Genomic DNA, 24553 nt, shown 5'->3' on the forward strand with positions numbered 1-24553 from the left:
GACGCCAACCTGAAGCCGATCAAGAGCTACTACCTGGGCGACCAGGAAGCGATCGAAGCGGCCATGAAGGCCGTCGCCAGCCAGGGAAAGGCGAAGTAACGCTTTTTCCATGCAGTTCTTCCGCCGCCCCGCAGACCGACACGAAGCTCCCGCGATCACCCGGCATCTCCGCCATGCCGGCTGGGTCGCCCTCGCGGTTCTCGGGGTGGCCATCCTGCTGGGCAGCGTGCCCGCGCACGCCAGCAAGGTTACCGAACGCACCCGCCAGAAGCGCGCTGCCGAGGCCGAGCGCGCCGAACTCCAGCAGAAACTGGAAGCCCTCAAGCGCGACATCAGCAAGACCGAAACCGCCAAGAGCCATGCCGCCGATGCATTGGCCAACTCCGAGGCGGCGATCTCGGAAGCCAACCGTGCGCTGCATGAACTGGACCGCGAACAGAAGGAAGCGGAAGCGAAACTCGCCAGGCTGTCCCAGCAGCAGGACCAGCTTGCCAAGACCATCGTCGGCCAGCAGAAACGTCTGTCCCGTCTACTGCGCGACCAGTATGTTGCCGGCAACGAAGACCGCATCAAGCTGCTGCTGTCCGGCGACAACCCGAACCGCATCAACCGCGAGCTGCAATACATGGGCTACGTCTCCCAGGCCCAGGCCAGGCTGATCGACGCCTTGCGGGCGAACATGAAAGCGGTCGAGGACAACAAGGCCGCCGCCACGGAAGCCCGCGACGAGCTGGAGGAAATTGCGCAGGAACAGCGCGAACAGAAGGCGCAGCTGGAGAAGGAAAAGTTGCACCGGACCGCCCTGCTCGCCCAACTGTCGACCAAGCTGCAGGCCCAGCGCAAGGAAGCAGGCAATATCGAACGGGACGAGCAGCGCCTGGGCGGCCTGGTCGACCGCCTCTCAAAGTTAATCGAAGAACAACGGAAAGCGGAAGCCGCGGCGCGCGAGAAGCGGCGCCAGGAACAACTGGCGCGCGCCAGGGACAAATCCGAGGCTTCCGCGGACAAGAAAGTGAGTTCGGTCAAGACGCCGGCACACAATCCTGATGCAATTGATGACGACGAGCCGCCGCAGAAATTGACAGCCCGAAATGAACTCACGCCGGAAGCGAACGTCCAAGACCGAGGTCTCGAGCAGGCTTTCGCCTCGCTCAAGGGCCATCTCCGGCTGCCGGTGCGGGGCGACCTTGTTGCCCGATTCGGCAGCAAGCGCGGCGACGGGCCTGCCTGGAAAGGCCTGTTCATCCGGGCTGCCGAGGGTGCCGAGGTGAAGGCGGTGGCGGCCGGGCAAGTGGTTTTCGCGGAGTGGTTGCGCGGATTCGGCAACCTGATCATCATTGACCACGGCGGCCAGTACATGACCATCTACGGCAACAACCAGGCAGTCCTGAAACGTGTGGGCGACGCAGTCCGGACCGGCGACGTCATCGCCAGCGCCGGCAACAGCGGTGGCAACGAAAATTCGGGTTTATACTTTGAAATGCGGCATCAAGGCCGCGCAATCGACCCACTCGGGTGGGTAACTATCAGGTGACACATGAGCAGCAAACTGAAGAACTTCGGCCTTATTGGTTTAGGCGTCATTGCAGGCATCGCAGGCTCGATGCAGTTTGAGGCAAGCGCACAGAAGCACACGTCGCCGCTGCCGCTGGAAGAATTGCGCCAGCTGGCCGATGTGTTCGGCCTGATCAAGTCGGATTACGTCGAAGCGGTCGAAGACAAGAAGCTGCTGACCGAGGCGATCTCGGGCATGGTGTCCTCGCTCGATCCCCACTCCGCCTATCTCGACAAAAAGGCATTCAAGGAGCTGCGCGAAGGCACCCAGGGCAAGTTCGTGGGCCTGGGCATCGAAGTCGGCATGGAAGACGGCTACGTGAAGGTCATCTCGCCGATCGAGGATTCTCCCGCGTTCAAGGCCGGCCTGAAGGCAGGCGACCTGATCACCCGGCTGGACAACACCCCCGTGAAGGGCCTGACGCTGGATGAAGCCGTCAAGCGCATGCGCGGCGAGCCCAACACCAAGATCACTCTCACCATCGCCCGCAAGGAAGAGGACCGCCCGATCATCGTCACCATCGTGCGCCAGGAAATCCGCGTGCAGAGCGTGAAGTCGAAGATCGTCGAACCCGGCTATGCATGGCTGCGGGTATCGCAGTTCCAGGAGCCGACGGTCGATGACATGGTCAAGAAGCTGCAGGCGATCTACCAGCAGGAGCCCAACCTGAAGGGGCTGGTGCTCGACCTGCGCAACGATCCGGGCGGCGTGCTGCCCGGCGCGATCGGCGTCTCCGCCGCCTTCCTGCCGAAGGACGTGCCGGTGGTCTCCACCAACGGCCAGCTGCCGGACTCGAAGCAGACTTTCTACGCGCGCCGCGAGTTCTACACCTCTTCGCGCGTGGCCACCAGCGACCCGCTGGCCAAGCTGCCGGAAGCCGTCAAGAAGGTGCCGATCGTGGTGCTGGTCAACGCCGGATCCGCCTCGGCCTCGGAGATCGTCGCCGGCGCGCTGCAGGACTACAAGCGCGCCACCATCATGGGCACCCAGACCTTCGGCAAGGGTTCGGTGCAGACCATTCGCCAACTGTCGGCCGATACCGCCGTCAAGCTGACCACGGCGCGCTACTACACGCCAAACGGCCGCTCCATCCAGGCCAAGGGCATCGTGCCCGACCTGCTGGTGGACGAAACCGCGGACGGTGACGGCCTGAACGGGCTGCGCCTGCGCGAAGCGGACCTGACCAAGCACCTGCTGAACGACAAGGACAAGGATGAAGCGGCCCGCAAGCTCGACGAACTGGAAGAGGAACAACGCCTCGCCGCCCTCGAGAAGAAGCGCAAGCCGCTCGAGTTCGGCAGCAAGGAAGACTTCCAGCTGGCGCAGGCGCTGAACCACCTGAAGGGCCAGCCGGTGCAGCTCTCCAAGTCGGCCAAGATCGAGAGCAAGAAGGAAAACACCATCAACGAAAACAAGAATGGAAACGGGAACGGCGAGAAGAAATAATCCCTTGCCCTGGAGGAAAAGGCCGCAGCGATGCGGCCTTTTTCATCTCTGCCGCTTCCCTCGCGCGAGTACAATCCCGGTATTGCCTCCTGCATGCCCATCCCCATGAACGACAACCAGCTGCTCCGTTATTCCCGCCACATCCTGCTCGACGAAATCGGCATCGAAGGTCAGGAAAAGATCCTCGCCGCAAATGCTCTGGTGATCGGCGCCGGAGGACTCGGGTCGCCGGTCGCGTTCTACCTCGCTTCGGCCGGCATGGGGCGGATCACGCTGGTCGACAACGACAGCGTGGACCTGACCAATCTCCAGCGCCAGATCCTGCACACGACCGAGCGCGTCGGACAGCCCAAGGCCGAGTCCGGCAAGGAGACGCTGGCACGCATCAACCCGGAGGTGGAGGTGGTGGCGCTGAAGGAGCGCGTGGAAGGCGAACGCCTGTCTGAGCTGGTGCGGCAGGCAAGCGTCGTGCTCGACTGCAGCGACAATTTCGCGACGCGCCATGCGGTCAACCGCGCCTGCGTGCAGCACAAGGTGCCGCTGGTATCCGGCGCGGCCATTCGCATGGACGGTCAGATCTCGGTGTTCGACACGCGTGGCGCCGAGTCGCCGTGCTACGCCTGCCTGTTCCCGCCCGAGCAGCAGTTCGAGGAAGTGCTGTGTTCCACCATGGGCGTGTTCGCGCCCCTCGTCGGCATCATCGGGACGATGCAGGCGGCCGAAGCCCTGAAGCTTGTCGCGGATATCGGAGAATCGCTCGCAGGGCGACTGTTGCTGCTCGATGCGCGCAACATGGAGTGGACGAGCATCCGTGTCGCACGCAACGCTGCCTGCAGTGTCTGCGGATAAAGGACCATAGGGTGGGTTTGGGGAAAGGGAATGAGGGCTTGGTAGGTTTCGTTCCTCCGTTCTTGGCGCGCACAGTGGATTTCGCTTCGCTCTACCCACCCTACAATCCTTTATAAAGAGCCGTAGGGTAGGTAGAGCGAAGCGAAACCCACCTGCGTCCGCTGGTGCACCACATTCAACTGCACGCGCTACTAATCCTGCAACAACATCCCTCGCATCGAACACGCGGGAACACTTTCCGCAAGCAGCAACGCCTGTTGCAAGCCCTCGTCCTGGGCGCGGGCGCGCGACTGAAATACCTGGGGCGAATCGTCGAACAGCACGCGCGAGGCGTTGTAAATCGCAAAATGCCGGCGTTCGATCGCCGTGTCAATGAGCTCTGCGTGCACGGATTCCGGTAATGCGGCAGCGACGGCAGGTTCGTTCGTCCGCTCGCAGGCGGCAAGCACAAGCAGCATGGCCATCAATCCTGCATGCTTGAAATTGTTCTTGTTTGCGTTCTTTTTCATGTCAATCTCCCTGACATGATTATTAATGTTTCAACTCCCCGTCCTTTGGCTTGTATCAACGGCCTTACACCTCGGGACTCGCATTCGGCAAGCACGCAACATCGGCGCCGTTACTGAGAATGCGCCGAGCGATGCCCATGGCCGGGTGCTACAATCGACCGGGCGTTCTATTTCCCCACCGCAACTCCTCCACGCCCCTCTCGATGTCCTTCGCCGATCTTGCCAAGCTGGTGTTCCTGTCCGCGATCTGGGGAGGCTCCTTCATCTTCCTGCGGATCGCGGCGCCCGAGGCAGGCCCGCTCCTGACCGCAACGCTGCGCACCACGCTTGCCGGCCTCGCCCTGGTCGCCTTCGCAACTGCGACGCGCGTGAAGATGGACTGGCGGGCAAACCTGAAACCCTTCGCGGTCGTCGGGTTGTTCGCGGTGGTGATTCCTTTTTCCTGCTTTGCGTTTGCCGCATTGCACCTGCCGGCGTCGCACTCGGCCGTGCTGAATGCCACCGCGCCGCTGTTCGGCGCCGTGTTTTCCATGATCTGGCTGTCTGAAAGGCTGACGCTGCAAAAACTGGCGGGGCTGCTGCTGGGGATCGCCGGCGTCGCCGTGCTGGTGGGTGCCGGCTCGGTGGCACTGACTCCGGTGATGCTGGCCGCGGTAGGCGCCTGCCTGGTCGCAGCCGCCGGCTACGCGCTGTCGAGCATCATCGTCAAGAAAACCGGGCATCCGGACGGCATCCATCCGATCGCAATGGCGGCCGGTTCGATGGCGCTGGGCAGCGTCGTGATGCTGCCGACCGTGCCGTTCTCGCTGCCGGCGGCCGTGCCCTCCTTCGCCGCGCTTGCCTCCATCCTGGCGATGGCGCTCCTGTCGTCCGGGCTCGCGCAGGCGCTGTTCATTCCGCTCATCGTCAAGGTCGGCCCGACGCGCGCCATGAGCGTCTCCTTCCTGATCCCGCTGTTCAGCATGCTGTGGGCCTTCCTGTTCCTGCAGGAGCCGATCGGCATGTCCACGCTGGTCGGCGGCGGCGTGGTCCTGATGGCGATGGGCCTGGTCCTCGGGGCGCCCCGCGGCAAGTCTGCGAAAGGACTGTGAGGCGATGCCGGCCTCGGCCCCCGCCTTCGCCATGCGCCATCCGCTGCTCACGGCACTGGCGCTTTCCTTCGGCGCGGCGATCTCGCTCGGCATCTCGCGTTTTTCCTATGCGCTGCTGCTGCCGCCGATGCGCACAGACCTCGACTGGTCCTACCTGCTGGCCGGCGCCATGAATACGGCAAATGCCTTCGGCTACTTCGTCGGCGCGCTGGTGACGCCGGCATTGATGCGCCGCGCCGGCGCGCAGGCGGCGCTCATCGGCGGCGCGCTGCTGACGGGGGTGTTCATGCTGCTGTCGGGCTTCGTCACCGATGCCGCCATGCTCCTGCTGCAGCGCGTGCTCGCAGGCATTGCGAGCGCCTTCATCTTCATTTCCGGCGGACTGCTTGCGGCAAGGCTGGGGACGCTGCATGCAAAGCGTGCCGGCTTCCTGATCGGACTGTATTACGGCGGAACCGGGTTCGGCATCACCCTGTCGTCGCTGCTGGTGCCGGCCGCGCTGGATGCGGCGCAGGGCAATGCACATGCCTGGCAATGGGCGTGGCTGGTGCTGGGCGGCGTGTGCCTGGTCATGACGCTGCTCATGGCCTTTCCGGCACGGCAGATCGACGGTGGCGCGGCAGCCGCCGGCGGACCCTCGCATTTCCGCGTGCACGCATTCGCATTCGGGCTGGCAGGCTATTTCATGTTCGGTGTCGGATACATCGGCTACATGACCTTCATCATCGCGCTGCTCAAGGAGCAAGGCATGCCGGCGGCGACGGTCACGTGGTTCTACGCGCTGCTCGGCCTTGCGGTGGTGGCATCCTCGCGCATCTGGGCGCGCATGCTCGACCGCTTCAAGGGCGGCCAGTCGCTGGCCATCCTGAACGGCCTGCTCGCGCTCGCCACCCTGCTGCCCGTGGTCACTGCCGCACCTGTCGCGGTGTTCGCCTCGGGCATCCTGTTCGGCGCGGTATTCCTGTCCGTGGTCGCGTCCACCACCGCGCTGGTGCGCCACAACCTGCCGGCCGAGGCGTGGCCGGCGGGCATCAGCGGCTTCACCACGGTGTTCGCCTTCGGCCAGATCGTCGGACCGACCATCGTCGGCTGGATTTCCGATGCAGCGGGCGGCCTGCAGCGCGGCCTGGTCTTTTCGGCGGCGGCACTCTTGCTCGGCGCCCTCCTCGCTGCGCGGCAACGCCCGCTGCAGCACCGCAACTAAACTCCTGTCCGATTCCGGCGAGCGCGCTTCACGCGTTGGCGCTATTCTGTCGCCTTCATCTATACGGGATTACCCATGCGAAGCGCCGATCTCATCCGCCTGCTCGTCCTCGCCGCCATCTGGGGCGCGTCCTTCCTCTTCATGCGCATCGTCGCGCCCGTGCTCGGCGCATTGTGGACCGCGGAAATCCGCGTCGCCGTCGCCGGACTGGCGATGCTGGGCTTCATGCTGCTGATGAAACGCGGCATGAACTTCCGCGCCCACTGGAAGCAATACCTCGTTCTGGGCACGATGAATTCCGCACTGCCCTTTGCTTTGTTTTCGTATGCGGCGCTGACCCTGCCCGCCGGCTACTCCGCTATCCTGAATGCGACCAGCCCGCTCTGGGGCGCGCTGGTCGGCGCGGCCGTCCTCGGCGAAACGCTGACGCCGCGCAAGATCGCCGGCCTCGTGACCGGCGTGGTGGGTGTCGCCTTCCTGGTCCGCCTGGGGCCCGCGCAGTTTTCGCCCGAGGTGCTGCTTGCCGCGCTTGCCTGCGTGAGCGCCGCGCTCTGCTACGGCATCGCGGGCGCGTATTCGAAAAAGAAATCCTCGGGAATCGCACCGCCCTTGATGGCCACCGGCTCGCAGCTCGGCGCGGCGCTGGTGCTGCTGCCCTTCCTGCCGCTGTCCCCGATACGCGGCGAGGTGACGCCTTTCGTGATGTTGATTACGCTGCTGCTCGCCTTGCTGTGCAGCGCCGTGGCCTACTTCATTTATTTCCGCCTGATCGCCGACGTCGGACCGACGAAGGCCCTGACCGTGACTTTCCTGATCCCGCTGTTTGCCCTGGTATGGGGAACCCTGTTCCTCGGCGAAGCGATCAACCTGAACACCGTCATCGGCTGCGGCATGGTGGTGCTGGCGACCTGGCTGGTGGTGTTCCAGCCGGTTCAGGCGGTGGCGAAGGAAGCCTGATCCCAGTCGATCACCGCGGGCAGCGCGCCGCGCAGGGCATTGCAGGCCACTACCGCTTCCGCGCGCCGCAGGTCGTCCAGCGTCAGCACGCGCACGACGGCATTCCATGCGGGATCGGCAAGCAGGACGCTGCGCATCACGCCGGGCAGCAGCCCCGACGCGAGCGGCGGCGTGGCCCAGCGCCCGTCAAGCTTGACGAAGACGTTGCTGCGGCCGCCTTCCGTCACCTCGCCCCGCTCATTGCAGAACAGCATATCGAACGCGCCCTGCGCTTCCGCCGCGCGCCACGCCGCGTCGTAATGCGCGCGCACGGTGGTCTTGTGGCGCAGGAACGGGTCGCCGGATGCGGTGCGCTGCCGGCCCACCAGGAGCTTGACGGGCGACGCGATCGGCGCGAGCGGGGTGTGCTGGATCGAGATCGCGCCATCCTGCCGCAGGGCGAGCCGGATGCGATGGGGTGCGTTGTCGCCGAATCCGTCGCAGGCGTCCTTCAATGCAGCACGGATCGCATCTTCATCGAACGCGAAACCGAAGTAATCGGCGGAAGCACGCAGGCGCTGCAGATGCAGGTCGAGGTGGCGGCATGCTTCGCCGCGTGTCGCGTGCATCGTTTCCAGCAACTCGAATTCGTTGGGCAGTCCGGTCAGGAATGAGGCTTTCAACCGGCATTCGGCGATCTCCTCCTGCGCCACGCTGTCATGCACGATGCCTGCGCCGACACCGAGTTCGCCCTTGCGTATGCCGTCTTCCCGAGGCGCCTGCAGCGTCAGGGTGCGGATCGGCACCGACAGGCAGAAGTCGCCGACCAGCCGCGTCCCCTGCGGCGCCTCGAACCAGCCGATCGCGCCGGTGTAAATGCCGCGCGGATCAGCTTCGAGCTCGCGAATGATCTGCATGGTCCGGCGCTTGGGCGCGCCGGTGATCGAGCCACAGGGATACAGCGCATCGAAGACATCGGCAAGCCGCACATCCTCGCGCAGCGACGCCTCCACCGTCGACGTCATCTGCAGCACGCTGCTGAAACGGTCGACGCTGAAAAGCCGCGGCACCTTGACCGTGCCGAATTGCGACACCCGGCCGAGGTCGTTGCGCAGGAGGTCCACGATCATCAGGTTTTCGGCACGGTTCTTCGGATCGGCTGCCAGCGCAGCAGCACGCTGTGCATCGATCGCCGCGTCACCGCTTGCCGCCGCCGTGCCTTTCATCGGCCGCGTCGTCACGATGCCTTGTGCATGCCGCACGAACAGCTCGGGGGAAAGCGACAGCACCGCGCGGCCGTCGGGCAGCATGATCAGTGCGCCGTACGGGACCGGCTGGCGTTCGCGCAGGCGGCGGTACAAATCGAGCGGTGCGCCGAAGGCATCGAAGCGCAGGCGATAGGTGTAGTTGATCTGGTAGGTGTCCCCTGCCTCGATGTAGGCATGGATGCGGGAGATGGCGTGCTCGAACTGCGCGTCCGTGACGCTTGCGCGGACCTGCGCAATGCCTGCGGGGCCGTCCTGTCCGCGCGCATCGAGCCACTGCCGCACCTGCTCGGACGACAGCCGTTCGCAGCGTTCGAACAGCAGCACTTGCGCGAGCGGCTCCGTGGCAGCGTGCGGCGCGATGCGATGCATCTGCGCGCCGAGTTCGTAATGGAACAGGCCGACCGCATGCCGGCCCTGGTGCAAGGCCTCTTCCATGCCAGCCAGCAGCGCAGGCAGTCCGGCGGCATCATGACAATCGAGCGCGCCGGCGAAACCCGTCAGTACCCGCGAGCGCGGATGGTCCGCACTGGCGTCGCTGTCGTCGAGCAGTGCGAAACAATCGTCGGCGGGATGGAAGGCGGCGTTCAAGGCAGTGCCCCGCAAGGGAAGCGGCGTGGGGTGAAACCGGTATTGTATCGCCGCCGCTTCAGCTGCCGCGTTTGGACAGGTAGATGCCCCAGAGCAGCAATGCGCCGCCGGCCATCTGCACCGGGCCGATGGCTTCCTGGAAGATCATCCATGCCGCCACCGCCGCCGTCAGCGGCTGGATCAGCAGGCTGACCGACGACAGGTTCGCCGGAAGATGGGCGGATGCATAGGCGATGACCGTCTGCCCGCCGATCTGCGCGACCAGCGCGAGCGCCAGCAAGGGCAGCCAGCCCGCCGCTTGCGCAGGCCAAAACGCGCCCGGCGCAGCGAGCGCGAAGGGCAGCAATGCGATGCCGGTGACCGTCGTGCTCCAGGCCATGAGGCGGGCCGTCGAATACGCATTGCGCGCATCCTTGATTACCAGCTGGTAGGCGGCATAGAAAACGGCGCTGGCCAGGCCGAGCCCATCGCCCAGCAGCTTGGTGCTGCCGTTGGCCGGGCCGCCCGCGTTCGGCCCCACCAGCATCATGGCGCCGGCCAGTGCGATCAGCATGCCGACGATGAAGATCGGAGCGAAGCGGACACGGTAGGCGACCCACATCCACAGTGCGATGAAGATAGGCGCGAAGTTCGACAAGAGAGTGGCGTTGGCCACGGTGGTGTAGTGCAGCGACAGGTGCCAGATGCCCATGTCGCCGGCGAAATAGATGCCGGCCAGGACCAGCGCCCTGGTGAAATCGGTGCGTTTGCCGGCAGCCTCGTCCTGCCCGCGCACGGCGAATGCCCAGGCCCACAGGAAAGGCGCGGCGAGGGCCATGCGCCAGAATGCCGAGGCGAGCGGATTGACATCCGACAGCCGCATGAAGATGCCGGCGAAACCGATTGCCATGCCGCCGACGAGCAGCGCGGCAAAGGCGAGTACGGGGAATTCTTTTTCGAGTGTCGTGTCCATGCAGCCGGCGGAAGGATTTGCAAAGACAGAGAGTGTACTGATCTTTGGTTACCGGCGCAGCACGCTATCGGGCGCAGAGGGGAAAACGGTGACGGGGCCGAACAATCCGGATAATCGGCCGCAAAGTAGCGAATCAAATTCGGACCCGGCCGGCAAAAAACCTTGAACTTTCAGCGCTCAGGCCAGCAGCATGGCGATCTGCGCCTGGGCGTTCTCCGACGGGCTGTGCTTGAAGCCGCTCTTGGCATAGCGGTGCCACTTGCCGACCACGACGCTCGTGATCAGGCTGGCGCGGACGGCGACTTCGCTCTCGCGTGCCTGCCCCTGCGTGGCGGCCACGCGCAGCGACTGCTTGATCGCCAGTTCCACGCGTTCGATGAATTGGTTCATGCGCGACTGCAGGCGTTCGTCCTCGTTGACCAGCGCGTCGCCGATCAGCACGCGCGTCATGCCGGGATTACGCTCGGCGAAGCCGAGCAGCATGGAGATGGTTGCCTGGACCTGCGAGAGGCCGTTTTCCTGTTGTTCGCTGATCTGGTTGATCAGGCCGAAGACGCTGGTCTCGATGAACTCGATCAGCCCTTCGAACATCTGCGCCTTGCTGGCGAAATGCCGATACAGCGCCGCCTCGGACACATCGAGCTTGGCAGCCAGTGCCGCCGTCGTGATCTTTTCCCCCTTCGGATGCTCCAGCATGGTCGCCAGAGTCTGCAGGATTTGAAGCTTGCGTTCGCCCGGTTTTGTGGTTGCCATGATTTTTAGAGGGTGTTATGAACTGGATTGAGGGTCGCGCAACGCCGAGAACCGGCCGAGTGCTAGGCGCAGCGACGCGCCGTGGCGGTTCCACGGCAAGGAGCTGCAACACCGCAGGCGGCCGGTTATCGGCGTTGCCCGGAGGGTTCTTACGAGAAGGGACGCATTGCGGTGTTGCGGCGCTTGCGCAGGCGCCCAGCCTGCGCGGCGCGCCACGCCTAGCACTGCATCCCTTCTCGTAAGAACGCGACCCTCAATCCAGTTCATAACACCCTCTAGGGTTGAGCAATCGGTTGGGTTTACCTCAGCCGGTGCAACATCTCGGGTAGTTGCCTTACGGATTGTACTTTGACATCGACAAAAATGGGGCGCTTTGTGAATCTTGGTATCTGACGCCCTGCAGCAAGCTGGCGCAGATTGGGGCTGGAGGCGAGGTACTGGGTCACCCAGGCGGTGCGCATGCCGAGCGCCTTGGCCGCCTTCAGGTTATCGGCCGTGTCCTCGACCAGGATGCAGCGGCGCGCCGGCACGCGCTCGCGCGCCAGCAGCTTGCGCAGCAGCTGTTTCGAGGGCTTGGGCCGCAGCTGGCCGTGCACGCGCATGGATTCGATGGGGATGTGCTTGGCGAAATGCCGGTGCAGGCCGAGGTGGCGCATCACGTCGTGGGAATAGCGGTGCGGGGCGTTGGTGAGGAGGATCTTGCGTCCCGGGAGGCGCCGCAGCAAACGCCCCAGGCCGCGTTCTGCACGGATCATGCCGGCAAGGTTATCGAACAGGTGGGCTTCGCGCAGGAAGTCATCCATGCGTACGTTGTGGTGCCTGACCATGCCGAGCAGGGTTGCGCCGTAGCGCTTCCAGTAAGCGAGGCGGGCTGCATTGACGGTTTCCGGGTCCGCCGGGTTTTCGCCATCTCCCAGGACCTTTGCCATAAATGCATTCATGTTGGCGTTAATCGCCGGGAAAATCGCGTGCGACGCGTTGTGCAGCGTGTTGTCGAGGTCGAACAACCAAATTGGAGAAGGCATCTGATACAGTCGGAGCCAGCCGCTGCAACAGCGGCACTCAGGGAGAAATAATGAAGTCCGGGGTTATTGTTTTGCTAAGCGTCTGCCTGGCCCTCTGGCTCGGGTTCGCGCATGCGGACAATGATGCAGCACCGGCCCCTTCCACACAAGCCAAGGCGCCCAAGGCACCCAATCGGGGCACCCTCTTCCGCGTCAGGCACCGGGGCAACACCGCCTACCTGTTCGGCACCATCCACGTCGGCCAGCCGGCCTTCTTCCCGCTGGAAGAGGAAGTCACACGCGCCCTCGCGCACGCCGGCAAGCTGGTACTGGAAATCGATATCCGCAAACCGGAACCCTTCCAGCTGGCGCTGCACAAGCACGGCATCTACCCGGTCGGCGAGACAGTCGACCGGCACCTGGGCCCGGCCACGCTGGTGCTACTGAAACAGGCACTGCAGGAAGCCGCCATTCCCTTCGACGATGTGCGGCACATGAAGCCGTGGCTGCTGGCCAACATGCTGGCCAGCCTCGATCTCGAGCGCCACGGCTACCAGCGCAGTCATGGCATCGAAATGTTCCTGCTCTCGCTGGCCGATAAGCAGGCTAAGGAAGTGCAGGAGCTCGAATCCGCCGAATACCAGATGTCGCTGTTCGACACCATGTCCGACGCCGAGCAGGAGCAATACCTGCGCGAGACCCTGGCGGAACTGGGCGACGGCAATGCATTGAAGAAGGCGCAGGCGCTGATCGATGCCTGGGCCCGGGCGGACGGCGCCGCGGCGGAAACGTTCATGCGCAACTTGCTTGGCGAGACGACCGCGTCTTCCCGGTTCACGCACCGGGTCCTGCTGGACAAGCGCAATCCGGAAATGGCGAGCAAGATCGAGGCGCTGCTGCACAATGAAGAGACGACCTTCGTCGGCGTCGGGTTGCTGCACATGGTCGGGGACACGGGGGTGCCGACCTTGCTGCGGCGGATGGGGTATGACGTTGAGAAGCTTTATTGAGCGCTTGGTGGGTTTCGCTGCGCTCTACCCACCCTACAGTCCTTTATAAACAACGGTAGGGTGGACAGCGCACAAAGGATCGTAGGGTGGGTAGAGCGAAGCGAAACCCACCGTGCGCTTAAAAGCCCGCCGCCCGCTCAATGCGAGCGAATCATCGTGCCAAACGCCTGCTCCGTCAGCACTTCCAGCAGCAGCGAATGCTCGATGCGGCCGTCGATGATGTGCACCGTGTTGACGCCCGACTTGGCGGCATCCAGCGCGGACGAGATCTTCGGCAGCATGCCGCCGGAAATCGTGCCGTCGGCGAACATCTCGTCGATCTGGCGGGCCGACAGGTCGGTCAGCAGGTTGCCTTTCTTGTCCATCACGCCGGGGATGTTGGTCATCATGATCAGCTTCTCGGCCTTCAGGATTTCCGCGATCTTGCCGGCGACGAGGTCGGCGTTGATGTTGTAGGCCTGGCCGTCTTCGCCGAAGCCGATCGGCGAGATGATGGGAATGAAGGCATCGTCCTGCAGCGCCTTCACCACCGCCGGGTTGATGGCGTCGATCTCGCCGACGAAGCCGATGTCGAGGAACTGGCCCGGGTTCTCCTTGTCGGGCATCTGCATCTTGCGCGCGCGGATCAGGCCGCCGTCCTTGCCGGTCAGGCCGACCGCCTGGCCGCCATAGTGGTTGATCAGCATGACGATGTCCTGCTGCACTTCGCCGCCGAGCACCCACTCGACCACTTCCATCGTTTCTTCGTCGGTGATGCGCATGCCTTGCACGAAGGTGCCCTGCTTGCCGATCTTCTTGAGCGCGTTGTCGATCTGCGGGCCGCCGCCGTGCACGACGACCGGGTTCATGCCGACCAGCTTGAGCAGGATGACGTCGCGCGCGAAGCCGTGCTTCAGGCGTTCTTCGGTCATCGCATTGCCGCCGTACTTGACCACGATGGTCTTGCCGTGGAACTTGCGGATGTAAGGGAGGGCCTGCGCAAGGATCTCAGCCTTGATTTGCGGCGCAACGCCGGACAGGTCGGTGTTAGGGTCGGTGAGGTCGGTCATGGCTGGTCCTGAAAAAGAATTTTCGCGATTTTACAGGGAAAGTGCGGTGATTTCCCGGCGGATTTCTTGTCCTGCCGTGGCCGATCCGCTACGCTTTGCCCAAATGACAATCCGCGCACGAAAACCGTGACATGACGTCCACACTGCACCAGGAACTCGATGCCCTGCGCCCTGCACTGGTGCGGTTTGCCGTCTTGCAGCTTCGCAACGAGGCGCTGGCCGAAGACGTGGTGCAGGATGCGCTGATCGCCGTCCTCGAAAAGCCGGACCGCTTCGCCGGCCAGTCCTCCCTGCGCACGTATGTGACCGGCATCCTCAAGCACAAGATCGTGGATGTGATGCGCGCATCGAAGCGCGAGTTCCGGATCGAGGCGGAAGACGGGCAGTCGGACGCCGACGCGATCGATGCCCTTTTTACACCGGATGGGCACACGGTCGACATGCCACGGCAGTGGGGCGACCCGGACGCGACGCTCGAGCAGAAGGATTTCTTCCGCGTGCTGGAAACCTGCCTCGACCGGCTGCCGCCACGGACCGCCAGGATTTTCATGATGCGGGAATGGCTGGAACTGGACACCGACGAAATCTGTAAGGAATTGGGCATCAGCGCGTCTAATGCCTGGGTCATGCTCTACCGTGCGCGGGTGCAACTGCGCGAATGCCTCGATCTGAACTGGTTTGGACAACGCTGATGCCGCTCAAGCCCACTTGCAAGGAAGTTCACCGCCTCACGTCCGAAAGCATGGACCGCGAGCTGACCATGGTCGAGCGCGCCCGGGTGCGCATGCATTTGCTGGTCTGCCATGCCTGCCGCAATTTCAATGACCAGATGACCATGATCCGGCATGCGATGCGGCGCATGATTCCGGACGGCGACAAGGGCGGCGATTCCGAGTGAAACCGGGGCTTGTGCAGACGCAGCAAATTTAAGCCCGCAACCCGCGATCTTCTCGCTACTTTCGCGCGCCCGCGCGGAAAATTCTCCGAACGAAAATTTGTATCCGCCGTGAAATACAAAATTTAATACCGGAAACCTCCTCCTAATATCAATTTCCACCATACCAACAAGGAGGAGATATGAAGCATTGGATGCGTATCGGATGCACGATGGCGGCACTACTCCTGCTCGGCGCGTGCAGCCGCCAGGTCACCGTGAAGATCGGCGTGGTCGCGCCGATGAGCGGGCCGCTCGCCCAGTACGGGAAGGACATCGCCAACGGCGCGCAGGTCGCGGTGGACGAACTCAACAGCGACCATTTCTCCATCAGCCGCAAGCGGGCGCGCTTCGAACTCGTGGTCGAGGATGACAAGGCCTCGCCCGAGGAGGGCAAGGCGGCTGCGAAACGCCTGATCGACGCCGGGGTCTCCGCGGTATTCGGCCACTTCAATTCTGGTGTCTCCATCGCGGCGGCGCCGTTGTATGCGGAAGCAGGCATTCCCCAGTTGTCGGTCTCGACCAACCCCAAGTACACCCGCATGGGATTGAAAACTGCATTTCGCATCACCGCGGATGACATCCAGCAGGGCGCGGCATTGGCGCGCCTGATCGGGGAAAAACTGCGGACGAAATCGCTTTACGTGGTGGACGATCGCACCACCTTCGGTGTCGGCATTGCCGACGAGGTCGAGCGCGGGGTGAAACTGAAGGCGCCGCCGGTGCGCGAGAGCGTCGACGGCAAGTCCGCCGATTTTGCCCAGCTCGCCAAGAAAATCACCGATGCCAACGCCGACGCGGTCTTCTTCGGCGGCGATGAGGCCGCGGGCCTGCCCTTGCTGAAGGCGCTGCGCCAGGCCGGGTCGACGGCGAAGTTCATCGTGGCCGACGCCATGTGCGACGTCTCCACGCTCAAGGGCGCGGGAGGCAGCGCCAACAGCAACTATTACTGCTCGATCGCGGGCGTGCCGCCGTCCTGGCTGTCCTCGGGCATCGGGTTCATGGACATGTACAAGGCCAAGTTCGGCCCGCCCGGCGCCTACTCCACGCTGTCCTACGACGGCATCCACGTCCTGGCACAGGCGATGCAGGAAGCCGGATCGGTCAAGCCGGAGACCTACCTGCCCGTGCTCGCCAAGGGCTCGTTCTCGGGCAAGATCCAGGGCGCGATCGAATTCGACGGCAAGGGGGACATCAAGGATGGCACCGTGGTGATCTACCAGGCGATCGGCGGGCAGCTTGTGGAGCAGCGCAACCTGCTGTGACGGAAAAATCTGCCGCCGTCATCCCGACGAAAGTCGGGATCCAGCGTCTTTAGCGGCGTCTGTTAACGTCGCTGGATCCCGGCATTCGCCGGGATGACGGAGTCAACTGCACGCGCGGACTTCCTGCTTCGGGAAGCCCGCCTTGACCTTGTCGAGCGCCGCTTTCGCATCCTCGTCGAGCTCGCGCAACTGGAAGGCTACCTGGCTCGACGTCACCGTACGCTGCCCGATACGCGCGCTGCGCACGCCCTTCCGGGTCAGTGCGGCAAGGTGGGCACGCGCCGCCTCTTCATGACGGAAGACCCCCAGCGAAATCCCCCAGCGCAGGCTGGAGTTGTCCTGGATGATGAAGAAATCTTCCACGCCGAGCGCGCGCAACTCGCCGGCCTTCTTGTCGGCGCCCTCCTTGTCCGCCTGCGGCGGGATGTACACCATGTGGCTCGCAACCTCCTGCAGCGCGCGCTGCTTCACGCGGTCGCCGAGGGAAAGCGAAGCGAGTTCGGCGCTGAAACGCTTCGCCTCGTCGGGCGGGAAGTTGCCGATCTCGGTGCAGGCGAGCACGACCGGCTTTTTCGCTTCCGATACCGGTGCAGATACGGGTTCGGGAGCAGGTTCAGGAGGCGGTTCGGGCGCCGCTGCCGGCGCAGGAATCACCCTGACCTTGTCGGCGTTGATCTGCTGTTTCATGCGCGCGGGTTCGCGGCCGCTGGGCAGGAGCGCGTCGAAGTAGCCGTGCTGGTAGGCGAGCAGGCCGGCATTGCCGAGCAACAGGATCCAGAAGAAGAATTTCAACATCATGTATTCATCGCAGCCTTGTGCAGGCCGATCAGCACGAGATTGTCGATACGCCGGTGCGGCACCGTCAAGTGCGGCGAGACCAGCGCCGCCGCGCCGCCGGAGAGGATGCATTCCACCTTGCCGCCGTGCCGCGCGTGCGCAGCGACGGCTCGCTCGATGGCTCCGGTCTGCGCGGCGAGGCATCCGCTGACGATGGCCGCGTCGGTGTGGTCGGCGAAGGGTTCCGCAATGTCGAGATGCTCGGCGACCTGCGGCAGTTGCGCGGTGTTCTTCGCCAGCGAATTCGCCATCAGCCCGAGTCCGGGCAGGATCATCCCCCCGAGGAAGACGCCGTCCGCGGTGATGGCATCGACCGTAGTCGCCGTCCCGCAGGTGGCAACCACCAGTGGTTGCGCGGGGAACAGCGCATGCGCGCCGATGGCCGACGCAAAGCGGTCGCAGCCAAGCTGCCCCGGATTGCGATAGTTGTTGCGGATACCGGCCAGCGTCGGCACGGACGCGAACCATTCGAGAGGCACGGGCTGCATGCCGAAGGCGCCGAGCAGCACATGCTCGATGCACTCGCGCATCGCCTGGCCGGCCACATTGGACGCGAGCACGCGCACCACGCGGTGCCGCCGCCAGGCATCGCTCAGGCTGCGCACCTGCGCGTGTTCGACCATGCCGGACTCGGCCCAGCGGCCGAGTGCGTCCGGGCTGCGCTCGCTGCTGGGCACTACCGCCCATTTGACCCGTGTATTGCCTGCGTCGATCAAGAGCAGCATGGTTTACTCCTTCGGCCGCAGCGAAACATCGCCGGCCATGATGGCCTGGCGCCCCGCCGGGGTATCGAGCAGGAAGCGCCCGATGTCGTCGACGCCGACGGCGACGCCCTCCTGCTGCACGCGTCCATTGTCGAGGATCATCACCGGCTGGCCGGCATAGGCATGCAGCGCGTTCCAGCGCGGCGTGAACGCGTTCAGTCCCTCGTGCTCGAACTGCACCAGCGCTTCCGCCAGGCCGCTGGCGAGCGTGGCCATCAGCATGTCCTGGTCCAGCTCGGCCAGCCAGGGAATGCTGGCGACCGGTCGGCCGATTTCGGCCGACATGCTTTCGCTCAGCGCCATGTTGATGCCGATACCGATCACCGCCCAGCTCGCGTCGTGCGGGACGTGGCCTGCGGCGGCGGATTCGATCAGGATACCGGCAAGCTTGCGGCCCTCGTGCAAGACGTCATTGGGCCATTTGAGCCTGACCTGCACGTTGAACATGGCCAGCGATTCGGCAATGGCCACGCCGACGGCGAGCGGCAGGCCGACGAGCGCGTGCACCGGCAGGCTGAACTTCCAGGCGAGGGAAAATGTCAGGGACTTGCCCGGCGCGGAAAGCCAGCTGCGTCCCGCGCGGCCGCGTCCAGCGGTCTGGGAACGGGCGACGAGCAGCGTCGGTGCGGCGAGCGTAGGCAACGCAGCAAGCAGGTCTGCATTCGTGGAGCCGGTTTCTTCCACCACCCGCACATCGAGGTGCTGGGCGGCGGAGCGGCACAGGGCGGCGATGCGCTCGGAAGTCACAGTGATCATCCGCACATTGTAGCGGGATGCTTGCCGAAGGTTAAATCGCGTTGATGCCGGTCATGTGCCGCGGGATGACCCTCGTGCCTTTCTCCCTTACACTATCCCGATGCCAAATGAACAAGCGCCGACTCTGAGCATCAGCAAAGGAACGCAGCCCGCCGTTGCCGCCGCCGGGCGATGGCAGGTCAATGCGCTGGCCGACCCGGCGACGATGCGCGCACTGAGGAACGCATTGCAGACGCTGCCGAAGGATGCCGGCACGTGGGACCTCACGCAGGTCACCGGCCTGGACCACATCGGCGCCCAGCTGTTCTGGAATGCGTGGGGCAAGTCGCGTCCCCGCCGGCTGGCGCTGGCGCCGGAACATGAGGAAGTTTTCCAGCGCATCGAGCAGTCGGGCGCGCTCACCCTGCCGCCGCCGGAAAAGCGGCCCTGGTACTCGCTGCGCGGCATCTCGCTGCTGATCCATGATTTTTCCGGCCACCTGATCAGTTTCGTCGGCCTGATCGGGCAGCTTGCACTGGACCTCGGCACCTTCCTGAGACACCCCTTGCGGGGGCCGTGGAAGGAAATCTCGGCGCATATCTTCCATATCGGCTACCAGGCGCTGGGCATAACCGCGCTGGTGGGATTTTTGATCGGGGTGGTGCTGTCCTACCTGTCGGCGCAGCAACTGCACACCTTTGGAGGCGACATCTACCTGGTCAACATCCTCGGCATGTCCATCGTGCGCGAACTCGGCCCCTTGCTGGCGGCGATCCTGGTTGCCGGCCGCTCCGGATCGGCAATCACCGCGCAGCTCGGCGTCATGCGGGTGACCGAGGAACTGGATGCGATGCTGGTGATGGGGATGCCGCACGGCTTCCGGCTGATCATGCCGCGCGTGCTCGCGCTGGCCGTTTCCATGCCGCTGCTCGTGGTGTGGACCGATGCCGTCGCGTTGCTCGGCGGCATGGCGGCGGCCAAGCTCGAACTGGGCTTGTCCGCCACTTACTTCCTGCAGGAATTGCCGGCCGCCGTGCCCTTGCCGAATTACTGGATCGGACTGGGCAAGGGCGTCGTGTTCGGCTGCCTGATCGCGCTGGTCGCCTGTCATTTCGGCCTGCGCATCAAGCCCAATACCGAAAGCCTGGGCCAGGGAACCACCTTGTCGGTGGTGACCGCCATCACCGTGGTCATCCTCGCCGACGCGGTGTTCGCGATCGTGTTCAAGGGAGTGGGCTTCTGATGGCGCAGCCGATCATCCGCATCCGCGACCTGCGGACGCAGTTCGACCAGTTCGTCATCCACCAGGACCTGAACCTCGAGGTGCAGCAGGGCGAGATCCTGTCGCTGGTCGGAGGCTCCGGTTCGGGCAAGACCACGCTGCTGCGGCAGATGCTCGGACTGGAACGCCCGACAAGCGGGCGCGTGGAAGTGTTCGGCGAGGACATCCACAAGGTCGGCGGCGCGCAGTTGCGGCGCTTGCGCAACCGCTGGGGCATGCTGTTCCAGCACGGCGCGCTGTTCTCGGCGCTGACCGCGCTGGACAATGTCGCGCAGCCGATGCGAGAACTCGGCGCCCTGCCCGAGGACCTGATCCGCGACGCGGCGCTGCTGAAGCTGGACATGGTGGGCATCACGCCCAAGGATGCGCAGAAAATGCCCTCCGACCTGTCCGGCGGCATGGTCAAGCGTGTCGCGCTGGCGCGCGCGCTGGCGCTGGAACCGGAACTGCTGTTCCTCGACGAACCGACCGCCGGCCTCGACCCCGACCTGTCGGAAAGTTTTGTATCCCTGATCCGCAGCCTGCACCAGCAGATGCGGCTGACGGTGGTGATGGTCACGCACGATCTGGACACGCTGTTCGCGCTGTCGACCAAGATCGCGGTGCTGGCGGACAAGCGCGTGATTGCGCTCGGCACGCCGCAGGAAGTGATTGCATTGCCGCATTCGTTCATACAGCGTTTCTTCCTCGGCGAGCGCGGACAGCGTGCGCTGGAGGTATTGCGCGACAAGGAAATGGAACCGAATCATGGAAAATAAGGCGCATGCGCTCATCGCCGGCCTGTTCACCATCGTGCTGCTGGCCGCCGCCGTATTCATCGGCATCTGGCTCAACCGCGACCGGGTGGAATACGTGCCCTACCAGATCGCCACCAAGCTTTCGGTGCCCGGCCTCAATCCGCAGGCGGCGGTGCGCTACCGCGGCCTCGACGTCGGCAAGGTCGATGCCATCACCTTCGATCCGCAGGTCGTGGGACAGATCCTGGTGCACATCAGCGTCAAGCCGGATACGCCGATCACGCAATCGACCTTTGCCACGCTCGGCTACCAGGGCGTGACCGGCATCGCCTACGTACAGCTCGATGACGACGGCAGCAAGCCGGTCAAGCTGTCCAGCACGCCGGAGCAGGTGGCGCGCATCGAGATGCGGCCCAGCCTGTTCGACCAGTTGCAGACGCGCGGGCTGGCCATCCTGGAGCAGACCGAAGAAGTCGCCACGCGCATCAACGGCATGCTCAACCCCGAGAATCAGAAAGCCATCCTCGCCGCCTTCGACAATGTCAGCAAGGCGGCGACGGAACTCGAGACCATTCCGCGCCAGCTCGAACCGACGCTGGCAAAACTGCCCGCCGTGACCGCGCAGGCACAGAAATCACTGGCCTCGCTGGATGCGTTGTCGAAGGATGCGAGCGCGCTGGCGAGCAGCCTGAACAGCATCGCCACGACGATGAATGCGCCCGGCGGTACGCTCGCCACCGTCACCGATACCGCTGCGCGGCTCGGCGCCGTTGCGGAACGGATCGAACATGACACACTGCCGCTTGCCAGCGATGCGCGCGCGACGATCCGCGCGCTCAACCGTACGCTGGACAATCTGAGCGAACGTCCGCAAAGCGTGTTGTTCGGCTCGCCGGAAATCGCGCCGGGACCGGGCGAGCCGGGCTTCACCGCGCCGACGAATTAAGGGAGGACAATAATGAAAAAGTGCTTCTACGCCGTCGCGCTCGCCTGCAGCGTCCTGCTGTCGGCCTGCGCCATCGGGGGCAAGTCCGGATCGGCCACGCTGTACGACCTGGGTCCGCTGCACGCGCAACCCGTCCCCACCGGCCTGCCGCCTCTGCCCGCGGTCAGCATCGCGGGGGTGCAGGTCCCTGTCTGGCTCGACAGCAGCATGATCTTCTACCGCCTCCATTACGCCAACGCGCAACAACCCCGCCCCTATGCGCAGGCGCGCTGGACGATGACGCCGGCGCAACTGCTGACCCAGCACCTGAAGGCCCGCATCGTGCAGGCGGGCGGAGTTGCCCTCGCCGCGTCGGACGGGGCGATCGACGTGCCGGTCCTGCGCATCGAGGCGGACGACTTCACGCAGCACTTCACGTCGCCGGGGGAAAGCGCGGGCCAGGTCGCGCTGCGCGCATCGCTGTTCCGCGGCCGCGCGCTCGTGGCGCAGAAAAGCTTCATCCGGCGGGCGCCTGCGCCAAGTGCGGACGCCGGCGGCGGCGCAGCCGCGCTGGCGGCGGCCAGCGACGCGGCCATCGCCGACATCATCCAGTGGCTGCAGGGCCTTCCCCTGAAATAATTTCGCTTGCCGCAACACCCTCATCTGCCGAAAATACGTTTACCTGCAACACAGAAGGCCAAGCTTGCTCTCCGAGGAAAATCCGCAGATCACCGCCGGCGAACCGGACCAGGTTGCGAGTGTGTCCACATTCGCACGGGCCGGCCTGCTGATGTACACCTTCCTGATCGTCTACGCCAGCCTGTATCCGTTCTCCAACTGGAGCGATATCGGCCTGCCGCTGTGGGCGTTCCTGATCATGCCGATGCCTCACTACTGGACCGGCTTCGACGTCGCGACCAACATCGTCGGCTACCTCCCCTTCGGCATGCTGGTGGTGTTCGCGCTCTATCCCGGCTTGCGCGGCCTGCCGGCGACGATCGCGGCCATCTTCGCGGGCTTGCTGCTGTCGGGCGCGCTGGAAGCGGCACAGACCTTCCTGCCCAACCGCGTCTCGTCCAACCTCGATTTCCTGACCAACCTGGCGGGCACCGTCGTCGGCGCCTTCCTCGGCGCGCTGCTCACCCGTGCCTTCCTTGAACAAAGCCGCCTGCTGCAGCTGCGCCGCGACTGGTTCATCACCGACGCCGGGCGCGGGCTGATTGTCGCCGGCCTGTGGCCGCTGGCGCAGATTTACCCGCAGGGCTACCTGTTCGGCCATGGCCAGGTGATGCCCGTCCTTTCCAACTGGTTGTCGGACTGGCTGGAAACGCCGGTCGACCTGGTCGCGATCCTGGCCAGCGACATCCACCTCTCGGTGCAGGAATACTGGCTCGCGGAAACGCTGATCACGGCGTTCGGGATGATCGGCGCGGTACTGACCCTGTCGATCCTGTTGCGCAAGCAGGCGCCGAAACCGGTATTGCTGGCACTGTTCCTGATGATTGCGGTCGCAGTGAAAGTGATGGCCAATGCGGTGCTCTTCACGCCGGCCAATGCGCTCGCATGGCTGACGCCGGGCGCCAAGGGCGGCCTCGTGATCGGGACGATGATGCTCGGCGGCCTGGCCTATGCGCCAGCCGTGGCACAGCGGCGCCTCGCCGCGCTCTGCCTGGTCCTTGCCTTCATTGCCATCAACCTGGTGCCGGCAAACCCCTATTTTGTCGCCACGCTGCAGGCATGGACGCAAGGGAAATTCCTCAATTTCAACGGGGCCGCGCATTTCCTGTCGATCTTCTGGCCGTTCTTCGCCCTGTGGTTCCTGCTGCATCCGGCGCACCGCGTGAAGCGGTCCTGACCGGGGTGTATCATTGCCGCTTTTGAAGTAGCGGATTCTTGCGAGATCGACATGCCTGACAAGCCTTATTACCAACACCACGTTTTCTTTTGCCTGAACCAGCGCGAGGAAGGCCGTCCTTGCTGCCATGACAAGGGCGCGCAGGCGGCGCAGGAACACGCCAAGGCCCGCATCAAGAAGCTCGGCCTGAGCGGCCAGGGCAAGGTGCGCATCAACAAGGCCGGCTGCCTCGACAGGTGCGAGGAAGGCCCGGTGCTGGTCGTGTATCCCGAGGGCACCTGGTATACCTACGTGGACCAGCACGATATCGACGAGATCATCGATGAGCATCTCGTCAAGGGCAATGTCGTTGACCGCTTGAAGATCTGACATGAACTCGCAGACCCAGCGCTTTTCCCTGCGCGGCGCCGCAGGCAACATCGAATGCGCGCTCGACCTTCCGTCCGAAGCGCCGCGCGGTGTCGCACTTGTCGCACATCCGCATCCGCTGTACGGCGGCACCATGGACAACAAGGTCGCGCAGACCCTGGCGCGCGCCTTTGTCGCCCTCGGCTATGCGACGGCGCGCATGAATTTCCGCGGCGTCGGCAAGTCGGAAGGGGAACACGACGCCGGACGCGGCGAGACCGACGACATGGCAGTGCTGCTGCAGCACATGCAGCAACAGTATCCCGGCCTGCCTGTCGCGCTCGGCGGTTTCTCCTTCGGCACTTTCGTGCAGTCGCAGCTGCAACAGCGGCTTGTCGCAGACGGCAATCCGGCCGAGCGCCTCGTGCTGGTCGGCAGCGCCGCCGGAAAATGGGCGATGCCGGACGTTCCCGCCAATACCATCCTCATCCATGGTGAGCAGGATGACACGATCCCGCTGGCCGATGTCCTGGACTGGGCGCGTCCGCAAGACCTGCCCGTCATCGTGATCCCCGGCGCCGATCACTTTTTTCACCGCAAGTTGCAACATATAAAGAGTTTCGTGGTCGAAATGTGGCACCGCTGAAAGACTGCTGA

26 protein-coding genes and 1 pseudogene are annotated in these 24553 nt (G+C 64.4%); 18 read left to right on the forward strand and 9 right to left on the reverse strand.

The window, feature by feature from the left end; genetic code table 11:
- The 4 genes and pseudogenes from gpmA to VFF99_RS19555 form a co-directional block, all read left to right on the forward strand.
- Positions 1-99 (forward strand): annotated as a pseudogene (gene gpmA, locus VFF99_RS19540) (2,3-diphosphoglycerate-dependent phosphoglycerate mutase); the annotation flags it as partial.
- 10 nt (positions 100-109) lie between these two features.
- Positions 110-1534 (forward strand): murein hydrolase activator EnvC family protein, encoded by a 1425-nt coding sequence (locus tag VFF99_RS19545; RefSeq protein ID WP_325020600.1) that lies wholly within the window; start codon positions 110-112, stop codon positions 1532-1534.
- A 3-nt stretch (positions 1535-1537) separates the two neighbouring features.
- Positions 1538-3001, forward strand: coding sequence for a S41 family peptidase (locus VFF99_RS19550; RefSeq protein WP_325020601.1), 1464 nt, complete (start codon positions 1538-1540; stop codon positions 2999-3001).
- Between the two features lie 105 nt (positions 3002-3106).
- Positions 3107-3850: a molybdopterin-synthase adenylyltransferase MoeB gene (locus tag VFF99_RS19555; RefSeq protein WP_325020602.1), complete on the forward strand. Its 744-nt coding sequence runs from the start codon at positions 3107-3109 to the stop codon at positions 3848-3850.
- 191 nt (positions 3851-4041) lie between these two features.
- On the opposite strand, the gene VFF99_RS19560 is transcribed toward VFF99_RS19555, so the two are convergent.
- Positions 4042-4359 (reverse strand): hypothetical protein, encoded by a 318-nt coding sequence (locus tag VFF99_RS19560; protein WP_325020603.1) that lies wholly within the window; start codon positions 4357-4359, stop codon positions 4042-4044.
- 203 nt (positions 4360-4562) lie between these two features.
- On the opposite strand from VFF99_RS19560, the gene VFF99_RS19565 reads away from it, so the two are divergent.
- From VFF99_RS19565 to VFF99_RS19575, 3 genes are all read left to right on the forward strand, one after another.
- Positions 4563-5450, forward strand: a complete 888-nt coding sequence (locus VFF99_RS19565) for a DMT family transporter (RefSeq protein WP_325020604.1) — start codon at positions 4563-4565, stop codon at positions 5448-5450.
- 4 nt (positions 5451-5454) lie between these two features.
- Complete coding sequence (locus VFF99_RS19570) at positions 5455-6654, forward strand: YbfB/YjiJ family MFS transporter (RefSeq protein ID WP_325020605.1); 1200 nt, start codon at positions 5455-5457, stop codon at positions 6652-6654.
- Positions 6655-6729: 75 nt separating this feature from the next.
- Positions 6730-7611, forward strand: coding sequence for a DMT family transporter (locus tag VFF99_RS19575; RefSeq protein ID WP_325020606.1), 882 nt, complete (start codon positions 6730-6732; stop codon positions 7609-7611).
- On the opposite strand, the gene pabB is transcribed toward VFF99_RS19575, so the two are convergent.
- From pabB to VFF99_RS19595, 4 genes are all read right to left on the reverse strand, one after another.
- Positions 7587-9446 (reverse strand): aminodeoxychorismate synthase component I, encoded by a 1860-nt coding sequence (pabB, locus tag VFF99_RS19580; protein WP_325020607.1) that lies wholly within the window; start codon positions 9444-9446, stop codon positions 7587-7589. The genes VFF99_RS19575 and pabB overlap by 25 nt on opposite strands.
- A 58-nt stretch (positions 9447-9504) precedes the next feature.
- Complete coding sequence (locus tag VFF99_RS19585) at positions 9505-10398, reverse strand: DMT family transporter (protein ID WP_325020608.1); 894 nt, start codon at positions 10396-10398, stop codon at positions 9505-9507.
- 177 nt (positions 10399-10575) lie between these two features.
- A complete protein-coding gene (gene slmA, locus VFF99_RS19590) occupies positions 10576-11151 on the reverse strand; it encodes a nucleoid occlusion factor SlmA (RefSeq protein WP_325020609.1) in 576 nt (191 codons plus the stop codon).
- A gap of 299 nt (positions 11152-11450) precedes the next feature.
- On the reverse strand, positions 11451-12176 hold the full coding sequence (locus VFF99_RS19595) for a pyrimidine 5'-nucleotidase (protein ID WP_325020610.1): 726 nt from the start codon (positions 12174-12176) through the stop codon (positions 11451-11453).
- Between the two features lie 50 nt (positions 12177-12226).
- Between VFF99_RS19595 and VFF99_RS19600 the strand changes: the two genes are divergently transcribed.
- A complete protein-coding gene (locus tag VFF99_RS19600) occupies positions 12227-13165 on the forward strand; it encodes a TraB/GumN family protein (protein ID WP_325020611.1) in 939 nt (312 codons plus the stop codon).
- Between the two features lie 137 nt (positions 13166-13302).
- Here VFF99_RS19600 and argB read toward each other — a convergent pair whose 3' ends face one another.
- A complete protein-coding gene (gene argB, locus VFF99_RS19605; RefSeq protein WP_325020612.1) occupies positions 13303-14214 on the reverse strand; it encodes an acetylglutamate kinase in 912 nt (303 codons plus the stop codon).
- A gap of 131 nt (positions 14215-14345) precedes the next feature.
- Between argB and VFF99_RS19610 the strand changes: the two genes are divergently transcribed.
- The 3 genes from VFF99_RS19610 to VFF99_RS19620 all read left to right on the forward strand — a co-directional run bounded on the left by VFF99_RS19610 (position 14346) and on the right by VFF99_RS19620 (position 16413).
- The gene (locus VFF99_RS19610; protein ID WP_325020613.1) at positions 14346-14906 is read left to right on the forward strand and encodes a sigma-70 family RNA polymerase sigma factor; all 561 of its coding nucleotides are present in this window, start codon (positions 14346-14348) and stop codon (positions 14904-14906) included.
- Positions 14906-15112, forward strand: a complete 207-nt coding sequence (locus VFF99_RS19615) for a zf-HC2 domain-containing protein (protein WP_325020614.1) — start codon at positions 14906-14908, stop codon at positions 15110-15112. The genes VFF99_RS19610 and VFF99_RS19615 overlap by 1 nt, the downstream gene beginning before the upstream one ends.
- Before the next feature lie 209 nt (positions 15113-15321).
- Positions 15322-16413, forward strand: coding sequence for a branched-chain amino acid ABC transporter substrate-binding protein (locus VFF99_RS19620; protein WP_325020615.1), 1092 nt, complete (start codon positions 15322-15324; stop codon positions 16411-16413).
- A 102-nt stretch (positions 16414-16515) separates the two neighbouring features.
- Here VFF99_RS19620 and VFF99_RS19625 read toward each other — a convergent pair whose 3' ends face one another.
- Genes VFF99_RS19625 through VFF99_RS19635 form a run of 3 tightly spaced genes read right to left on the reverse strand, consistent with a single transcriptional unit; the run spans position 16516 to position 18770 of the window.
- Positions 16516-17211, reverse strand: a complete 696-nt coding sequence (locus VFF99_RS19625) for an SPOR domain-containing protein (RefSeq protein WP_325020616.1) — start codon at positions 17209-17211, stop codon at positions 16516-16518.
- A complete protein-coding gene (locus VFF99_RS19630) occupies positions 17208-17975 on the reverse strand; it encodes a type III pantothenate kinase (RefSeq protein WP_325020617.1) in 768 nt (255 codons plus the stop codon). The genes VFF99_RS19625 and VFF99_RS19630 overlap by 4 nt, the downstream gene beginning before the upstream one ends.
- 3 nt (positions 17976-17978) lie before the next feature.
- On the reverse strand, positions 17979-18770 hold the full coding sequence (locus tag VFF99_RS19635) for a biotin--[acetyl-CoA-carboxylase] ligase (protein ID WP_325020618.1): 792 nt from the start codon (positions 18768-18770) through the stop codon (positions 17979-17981).
- 100 nt (positions 18771-18870) lie between these two features.
- Between VFF99_RS19635 and VFF99_RS19640 the strand changes: the two genes are divergently transcribed.
- From VFF99_RS19640 to VFF99_RS19670, 7 genes are all read left to right on the forward strand, one after another.
- Entirely contained in the window at positions 18871-19992 is a 1122-nt protein-coding gene (locus VFF99_RS19640; RefSeq protein WP_325020619.1) for an ABC transporter permease, read from the forward strand.
- Positions 19992-20789 (forward strand): ABC transporter ATP-binding protein, encoded by a 798-nt coding sequence (locus VFF99_RS19645; protein WP_325020620.1) that lies wholly within the window; start codon positions 19992-19994, stop codon positions 20787-20789. Before VFF99_RS19640 ends, VFF99_RS19645 begins: the two co-directional genes overlap by 1 nt.
- Positions 20779-21714 (forward strand): MlaD family protein, encoded by a 936-nt coding sequence (locus VFF99_RS19650; protein ID WP_325020621.1) that lies wholly within the window; start codon positions 20779-20781, stop codon positions 21712-21714. Before VFF99_RS19645 ends, VFF99_RS19650 begins: the two co-directional genes overlap by 11 nt.
- Positions 21715-21726: 12 nt before the next feature.
- Positions 21727-22332 carry an ABC-type transport auxiliary lipoprotein family protein gene (locus tag VFF99_RS19655; protein WP_325020622.1) on the forward strand — a complete coding sequence of 202 codons (606 nt, stop codon included), beginning with the start codon at positions 21727-21729 and terminating at the stop codon, positions 22330-22332.
- Between the two features lie 64 nt (positions 22333-22396).
- Positions 22397-23548, forward strand: a complete 1152-nt coding sequence (locus VFF99_RS19660) for a VanZ family protein (RefSeq protein ID WP_325020623.1) — start codon at positions 22397-22399, stop codon at positions 23546-23548.
- Positions 23549-23599: 51 nt separating this feature from the next.
- Positions 23600-23917 carry a (2Fe-2S) ferredoxin domain-containing protein gene (locus tag VFF99_RS19665; RefSeq protein ID WP_325020624.1) on the forward strand — a complete coding sequence of 106 codons (318 nt, stop codon included), beginning with the start codon at positions 23600-23602 and terminating at the stop codon, positions 23915-23917.
- A 1-nt stretch (position 23918) separates the two neighbouring features.
- Complete coding sequence (locus tag VFF99_RS19670; RefSeq protein WP_325020625.1) at positions 23919-24542, forward strand: alpha/beta hydrolase; 624 nt, start codon at positions 23919-23921, stop codon at positions 24540-24542.
- Positions 24543-24553 lie beyond the last annotated feature (11 nt).

The sequence above is a fragment of the Noviherbaspirillum sp. genome (assembly GCF_035654295.1).
Classification (GTDB): Bacteria; Pseudomonadota; Gammaproteobacteria; order Burkholderiales; family Burkholderiaceae_D; genus Noviherbaspirillum.